The sequence below is a fragment of the Clostridium sp. genome, from assembly GCF_034179595.1.
Taxonomy (GTDB): Bacteria; Bacillota; Clostridia; order Clostridiales; family Clostridiaceae; genus Clostridium.
In genome coordinates this window covers 1-6,582 of the sequence record NZ_JAXFPT010000046.1, presented here as the reverse complement: position 1 = coordinate 6,582, position 6,582 = coordinate 1, and the positions used below count along the sequence as shown (strand labels likewise).

At 29.9% G+C, this 6,582-nt stretch carries 9 protein-coding genes and 1 tRNA gene; 2 read left to right on the top strand and 8 right to left on the bottom strand.

The window, feature by feature from the left end; genetic code table 11:
- Together SPJ33_RS05520 and SPJ33_RS05515 are read right to left on the bottom strand one after the other, a co-directional pair.
- A partial coding sequence (locus tag SPJ33_RS05520) for a GGGtGRT protein (RefSeq protein ID WP_321116973.1) occupies positions 1 to 1,001 on the bottom strand: 1,001 nt, incomplete at its 3' end.
- 31 nt (positions 1,002 to 1,032) lie between these two features.
- Positions 1,033 to 1,725: a hypothetical protein gene (locus SPJ33_RS05515; RefSeq protein ID WP_321116972.1), complete on the bottom strand. Its 693-nt coding sequence runs from the start codon at positions 1,723 to 1,725 to the stop codon at positions 1,033 to 1,035.
- 431 nt (positions 1,726 to 2,156) lie between these two features.
- On the opposite strand from SPJ33_RS05515, the gene SPJ33_RS05510 reads away from it, so the two are divergent.
- Positions 2,157 to 2,240: transfer RNA gene (locus SPJ33_RS05510), tRNA-Leu, on the top strand.
- Between the two features lie 31 nt (positions 2,241 to 2,271).
- Here the strand turns inward: SPJ33_RS05510 and SPJ33_RS05505 are convergent.
- The 4 genes from SPJ33_RS05505 to SPJ33_RS05490 all read right to left on the bottom strand — a co-directional run bounded on the left by SPJ33_RS05505 (position 2,272) and on the right by SPJ33_RS05490 (position 4,532).
- Positions 2,272 to 2,748 (bottom strand): methylated-DNA--[protein]-cysteine S-methyltransferase, encoded by a 477-nt coding sequence (locus SPJ33_RS05505; RefSeq protein WP_321116971.1) that lies wholly within the window; start codon positions 2,746 to 2,748, stop codon positions 2,272 to 2,274.
- 102 nt (positions 2,749 to 2,850) lie between these two features.
- A complete protein-coding gene (locus SPJ33_RS05500) occupies positions 2,851 to 2,976 on the bottom strand; it encodes a hypothetical protein (RefSeq protein WP_321116970.1) in 126 nt (41 codons plus the stop codon).
- A gap of 20 nt (positions 2,977 to 2,996) precedes the next feature.
- Positions 2,997 to 4,004 carry a pyruvate kinase gene (locus tag SPJ33_RS05495; RefSeq protein WP_321116969.1) on the bottom strand — a complete coding sequence of 336 codons (1,008 nt, stop codon included), beginning with the start codon at positions 4,002 to 4,004 and terminating at the stop codon, positions 2,997 to 2,999.
- A 78-nt stretch (positions 4,005 to 4,082) separates the two neighbouring features.
- Positions 4,083 to 4,532 (bottom strand): hypothetical protein, encoded by a 450-nt coding sequence (locus SPJ33_RS05490; RefSeq protein WP_321116968.1) that lies wholly within the window; start codon positions 4,530 to 4,532, stop codon positions 4,083 to 4,085.
- Positions 4,533 to 4,648: 116 nt separating this feature from the next.
- Here SPJ33_RS05490 and SPJ33_RS05485 point away from each other — a divergent pair, with 116 nt between their 5' ends.
- On the top strand, positions 4,649 to 5,119 hold the full coding sequence (locus SPJ33_RS05485) for a DUF4883 family protein (RefSeq protein WP_321116967.1): 471 nt from the start codon (positions 4,649 to 4,651) through the stop codon (positions 5,117 to 5,119).
- 23 nt (positions 5,120 to 5,142) lie between these two features.
- Here the strand turns inward: SPJ33_RS05485 and folK are convergent, their stop codons facing one another.
- Together folK and folP are read right to left on the bottom strand one after the other, a co-directional pair.
- Complete coding sequence (gene folK, locus SPJ33_RS05480) at positions 5,143 to 5,955, bottom strand: 2-amino-4-hydroxy-6-hydroxymethyldihydropteridine diphosphokinase (RefSeq protein WP_321116966.1); 813 nt, start codon at positions 5,953 to 5,955, stop codon at positions 5,143 to 5,145.
- 16 nt (positions 5,956 to 5,971) lie between these two features.
- Positions 5,972 to 6,582: dihydropteroate synthase (gene folP, locus SPJ33_RS05475; protein ID WP_321116965.1), on the bottom strand; the 611-nt coding region annotated here is incomplete at its 5' end.

The window sequence follows — 6,582 nt, the reverse complement described above, 5'->3', positions numbered from 1 at the left end:
TACTTGTTCATTGCTTCTTCTACAGCAACAGCTACAGCAACAGTAGCTCCTACCATTGGGTTGTTACCCATTCCGATAAGACCCATCATTTCAACGTGAGCTGGAACTGATGATGATCCTGCAAATTGTGCATCTGAGTGCATTCTTCCCATAGTATCAGTCATACCGTATGAAGCTGGACCTGCAGCCATGTTATCTGGGTGAAGAGTTCTTCCAGTACCACCACCTGATGCAACTGAGAAGTATTTCTTACCTTGTTCAACACATTCTTTCTTGTATGTTCCAGCAACTGGGTGTTGGAATCTAGTTGGGTTAGTTGAGTTACCAGTTATTGATACGTCAACTCCTTCGTGGTGCATTATAGCAACACCTTCTCTAACGTCGTCTGAACCGTAGCATTTAACCTTAGCTCTGTCTCCGTTTGAGTAAGCAGTTTCTTTAACTACTTCTAACTTACCAGTTGAGTAGTCGAACTTAGTTTGAACATATGTGAATCCGTTGATTCTTGAGATTATCATAGCAGCATCTTTTCCAAGACCGTTTAATATAACTCTTAATGGTTCTTTTCTAACTTTGTTAGCTTTTTCTGCTATTTTGATAGCACCTTCAGCAGCAGCGAATGATTCGTGACCTGCTAAGAAAGCAAAACATTTAGTTTCTTCTCTTAAAAGCATAGCTCCTAAGTTTCCGTGTCCTAAACCAACTTTTCTGTCATCTGCAACTGATCCTGGGATACAGAAAGCTTGTAATCCTTCACCGATTGCTTCAGCAGCTTCAGCAGCAGTTTTGCATCCTTTTTTGATAGCGATAGCAGCACCTAAAGTGTAAGCCCATTTAGCATTTTCGAATGCGATTGGTTGAGTTTCTTCTGTTATCTTATATGGATCTATTCCTACTTCAGCACATACTGCTTTAGCGTCTTCTATTTTATCCATTCCGTACTTGTTAAGAACTGGAACGATTTGATCTATTCTTCTTTCATAACTTTCAAATAATGCCATGATTAAAATCCTCCCTACAAATTAATTAATATTATTCATGTCTTGGATCTACTAACTTAACTGCGTCAGCAACTCTACCGTATTGTCCTGAAGCTTTTTCCATAGCTTCGTTAGCATCCATACCCTTACCGATGAATTCCATCATTTTACCTAAGTGTACGAATTTGTATCCAATGATTTGATTATCAGCATCTAGAGCAACTTTTGTTACATATCCTTCAGCCATTTCTAAGTATCTTGGTCCCTTAGCAACTGTTCCGTACATAGTACCAACTTGAGATCTTAATCCTTTTCCTAAGTCTTCAAGTCCAGCTCCTATTGGTAATCCGCCTTCTGAGAAAGCAGTTTGAGATCTTCCGTATACAATTTGTAAGAATAATTCTCTCATTGCTGTATTTATAGCATCACAAACTAAGTCTGTGTTTAATGCTTCTAATATAGTCTTTCCTGGTAATATTTCTGAAGCCATAGCAGCTGAGTGAGTCATACCTGAACATCCTATTGTTTCTACTAATGCCTCTTCAATTATTCCATCTTTTACGTTTAAAGTTAGCTTACAAGCTCCTTGTTGAGGTGCACACCAACCTACACCATGAGTAAGACCTGAAATATCTTTTACTTCTTTAGCTGCAACCCATCTTCCTTCTACAGGAATTGGTGCTGGTCCATGATTAGGTCCTTTTGCGATTACACACATTTCTTGAACTTCTGTTGAATACATCATATTCTGATTTCTCCTCCCTAATTATTAGATTATAAACCGTTTTATGTACAAAACTTAGTTTACTTTTCTAGCTAGGGTCAAAATTTGCCCCGGTGGGTTATTTTTACCCTAGATATATTTTAGCAAATGTACAAGCATCTAACAACTAAAATATTAAATTTTTCAATATTTTTTGATAATTTTATTTCCAGATTTCAAACATTTTTAATACCATATCATGTAATTTATACCATATTATAACCCTTATAATACAAAAATTAGTAAAAAGCAAAATAATATGTTGCATTTAATACTAAATTTATAATTATGTAAATAATCATTAATTTTCCAATATTTTTTATATAATTTAAATTATATATTTGAAATTATTTATTATTTCTGATATAATAATTTCGTTATTAGTAATTATTTTACTATTTTAAAAAACATTTGCCATCATGGCGGAACTGGCAGACGCACATGACTCAAAATCATGCGGTTTTACCGTGTGGGTTCGATTCCCACTGGTGGCACCAAAAAACACTATCAAATATTTGATAGTGTTTTTTAGTTTCTATTATCTTTTTCTAAATTAAGTAATGTTTCTTTTATATCTACCCCTTCTGAATAGCCAACTAATTTCCCATTAGCACCTATCACTCTATGGCAAGGAATTATAATCATAATTGGATTTTTATTATTAGCCATCCCAACTGCTCTTGCTGCTTTTTCATTTCCAATCATTTTTGCAATTTCTCCATAGCTTTTTGTTTCTCCATAATGAATTTCTTTTAATGCATTCCATACTTTTTGCTGAAATTCTGTTCCTTTTGGCTCTAATAATAAATCAAAATTTTGTCTATTTCCTTCAAAGTATTCTTTAATTTGCTTACTTGCTTCTTTTAGTAAATCTGTTTCTTTTAATAATATAGAATCATCTTTTTCAATCTCTTCATTTACAATATATACATCTGTAATTGCTCTACCATTTTCCTCTATAGCAAGTTTTCCTATCTTTGTATCAATAAAAGCTAAGTTTCTCATTCTTCCTCCTAAATATAAATTTAAAGTTATATTTCTATTATAATAAATTTAGATTAAACAAAAACACTATCAAATAAACGATAGTGTTTTTACTTTTACACCTTAAATTAGTTCAGAAAACACCTTATACATCAAAAATAATATTCCAAAGCCAATAATTATCCATACAATTTGAGTTAACCCAATACATATATTTTCTTTTATATTATTTTTATCTTTTTCTTTCATATTCCCCAAAACCCTTTTTATTATTTATATCTTTCAATAAGCTTTTCTAAGAATTTTACAGTTTTTATTGGTGCTTTTCCAATTGATGTTTCTCCAGATAATAAAAATCCACTAGCACCTTTTAAAATCAGATTATATATACTTTCAACTTCAGAAAGCTCTGCTTTCCTCCCCTGTTTCATACTATTTAATATATGTGTTCCAATTATTATTTCCCCATCATAATCTTTTAAATCTTCAAAAACCTTATGTTGATATATAGGTGTATCTATTATACTTCCTTCTGCAACTAAATCTCCTCTTCCAATTAAGATTCCATCTACTTCTTTTGATATTGTCTTTATATTTTCTATACCTTTAGGTGTTTCAACCTTTGCCCATATAGTTGGTGAATATCTTTCTTTTTCTATAATGTCTTTTAGCTTTCTTACATCAGCTGCGCTTTCAACAAAAGATTGGCATATTATATCTGCTTTATTTTTCATTGCCCAATTTATCGCAACCTTATCTTTAGCTGATATTTCTATATCTTCTCTAGAAAACCCCTTTATATTGCATCCTTTTCCTGCTCTAACTATTCCACCTTGCTTTACTCTAACATGCAGACCCCTATCATCTAGGTACAATGTATCAAATCTCATTGTATTATCTTTCATTGAAATTTTTCCTGTATGCTTTTCTCTTAATATTTCGTCCTTTATATTTAATGGAATAAGTCTTTTTCTCCCTTTTTTAATTGAATATCCTTCATTTTTATAAACATTTTCGCCACAAAATATTATCTCTTCCCCATTATAGATTTTATATATATATGGCAGTTTATCTGATATTCTTATCTTGCTCCCTGGCAAATCAACCATTATATGTATATCTTCTTTTAACTCTTTAAGTAACTTAAACTTTTCATCAAAATCTTCAATTGATCCATGAGAAAAATTAAATCTAAATGTTGAAACTCCACATGTTATTAGCTCTTTTAGAAGCAACTTTTCACTTATACTCGGACCTATAGTTGCAACTATTCTCATAATCTTCCCCCTCTTTACAAATTGCTAAATTTCTTACCTCCTTTATAAATTTATAATATTAAATATTGTAAATCTCTTTTATTTACTAATATCTTTTATATAATCTATACACTTAATCATATCTTTTATTATATTTTCTTTTTGCGTATTAATGTCTTCTAAATTTATTTTAATAATAACTGTTGGACATTTAGTATTTTTTATAAGATAAAATTCTTCTCCATTACTAAGTTCTATACTGTTTACCCCAATGTTATCTGCACATTTTATAAATTCTTTTGAAAATAATTTTGAAAGTTTTTTATTTTCATAATAGATATATATATTATTGTTTCCCTTATTTATTTCTACAGATATTAAAAAATCTAAATTAGATATATTTGCAAGGATTGTCTTTTTGAATACTTCTTCTCCAATTAGGTTCTTTCTTTCCAAAGACATATCAACTATATAATAGTCTTTATTTTTAAGTTGATTCCTTACTGCCCTGGAAATATCAGAATTATTTATATCTATTCCAATTTTCATATTAATACCTCCAAGGATACATGTTATTATATTATATTCAAAAACTCTTAAAACGTTCTAAAATTCTGTAAATCAGAATAATTATTAAAGATATTACTTAAAGGGAGGTTTGTATTTTGAAATATATTAAGCTCTTATTTTTTATTTTTATTTCTATTTTCTTGCAAAGTTGTAGCTTTGATAGCGCAAGATATATAAATTTTGAAGAAAGTCCTTCAAGCAATTACTATGCAGAAAAGATAAAGGAGCATTTATCTAATGATTCTAACTATACTTTAGATGTATTTGATACTAATCTTTATAAGTATTTTAAAGTTGATGATGAGGATTTAGATGTATTAAAAAATTTTGTAAATAATTTATCTGACGAAGATTTTCTAGATGAATTCACTTTTGAAAATAAAGAAAAGTTTAGAGTTATTATAAATTTTTCTGATGAGAAATATATAATAAAAGTTTATGATAAGGATACTTGCACTATTACTCCATGGGATGGTAATTATAGTGAAGACATAGTAGATATGAGTAATCTTCCTACTCATTTTAATTTATATGATTTTTGTAATTATGTACAACATAAAAAATAGGAGTGCAATCAATTTTTGCACTCCTATTTTAATTCTTCAAGAAGTCTAAATACTCTTTTATTTAATAGTGGATGTACTTTATTTGGTGCTATCTCAGCAAGTGGTTTTAATACAAATTCTCTCTCTTCCATTCTTGGATGTGGAAGTACAACAAATTCATCATCACTAACTAAATTGTCATAAAAGATTATATCTAAATCTATTATTCTAGGCCCCCATTTTATTATTCTTTCACGTTTCATATCATTTTCAATTTTTAAAAGTGATTCCATAAGCTCTTTTGGTGAAAGTATAGTTCTTATTTTAATAGCTCCATTTAAAAATTCTTCTTGTTCTTCAAAACCCCAAGGTTCTGTTTTTATAAAGCTTGAAGTCTTCTCTATATTAACTCCATCAATATCTTCTATATAATTTATAGCTTCTCTTAAATTACTTTCTTTATTTCCAATATTGCTTCCTATTGAAAGATATGCCTCATGCCATCCTCTATTAATTTCAATGGCTGCATAATTTAAATGTCTTCCTATAGGTGCCCATGGTTTTTTAACTTTAACCTTTGCATTTTTTACCATTCTATAATTTGTTAATATATAATAAGCTACTTTTTCTCCAACAGTTTCTATAAGATCATAGCTTTTTTCGCACACAATTTTCTCTATCCCATGTGTTAATTCACCATAATGAACAGATGAATTTAAATCTCCTAATTTTCCTGCCTTTGAAAGATCTAATTCTAACTCAATATCAAATATAAATTTTTGTCCAAGAGTTTTCTCTTCTTCAAAAACGCCATGGTTTGCAAATATCTCTACATCTTTTAAATAAATTTTATCCATATATTTTTTACCTTCTTTATTTAGCCCTTAATATAGCATCTGTCATAACAGAGGCTCTCTTATTTTCTAATACATCATGCACTCTTATAAATTCGCACCCCTTAACTATTCCTAAAACAGTAGTTGCTATAGTTCCTTCAACTCTTTCATCTACTGGAAGATTTAATGTTAAGCCTATCATACTTTTTCTTGATGTTCCTAAAAGAACTGGAAGTTCTAAACTTTTTATAACGTCTAAATTATTTATAACTATTAAATTTTGTTCTAATGTTTTTGCAAAACCTATGCCTGGATCTAAAATTATGTTCTCCTGCTTAACGCCAGCTGCTAATGCTAAATTAACACTTTCTATTAAATCTGCTTTAAAATCCTCTTCTAAGTTATTATAAGGCTTAGCTTCCCTATTATGCATTAATATACAAGGAACATTATACTTAGCAGCAACTTTTGCCATATTTTCATCTTTTTTAAAGCCCCATACATCATTTATTATATCAGCGCCTGCCTTGATTGCTGCTTCTGCAGTTCTGCTATTATAAGTATCTACAGAAATTACTACATCCATTTCTTTTCTGATAGCTTCAATTACTGGCACTACTCTAGCTATTTCTTCCTCAATAGTTACTG

Excerpts from the sequence above, each read along its gene's own strand:
- SPJ33_RS05515 (WP_321116972.1), bottom strand. The coding sequence starts at position 1,725 with ATGATGTATTCAACAGAAGTTCAAGAAATGTGTGTAATCGCAAAAGGA.
- SPJ33_RS05505 (WP_321116971.1), bottom strand. The coding sequence starts at position 2,748 with ATGAGAAACTTAGCTTTTATTGATACAAAGATAGGAAAACTTGCTATA.
- SPJ33_RS05500 (WP_321116970.1), bottom strand. The coding sequence starts at position 2,976 with ATGAAAGAAAAAGATAAAAATAATATAAAAGAAAATATATGTATTGGG.
- SPJ33_RS05495 (WP_321116969.1), bottom strand. The coding sequence starts at position 4,004 with ATGAGAATAGTTGCAACTATAGGTCCGAGTATAAGTGAAAAGTTGCTT.
- SPJ33_RS05490 (WP_321116968.1), bottom strand. The coding sequence starts at position 4,532 with ATGAAAATTGGAATAGATATAAATAATTCTGATATTTCCAGGGCAGTA.
- folK (WP_321116966.1), bottom strand. The coding sequence starts at position 5,955 with ATGGATAAAATTTATTTAAAAGATGTAGAGATATTTGCAAACCATGGC.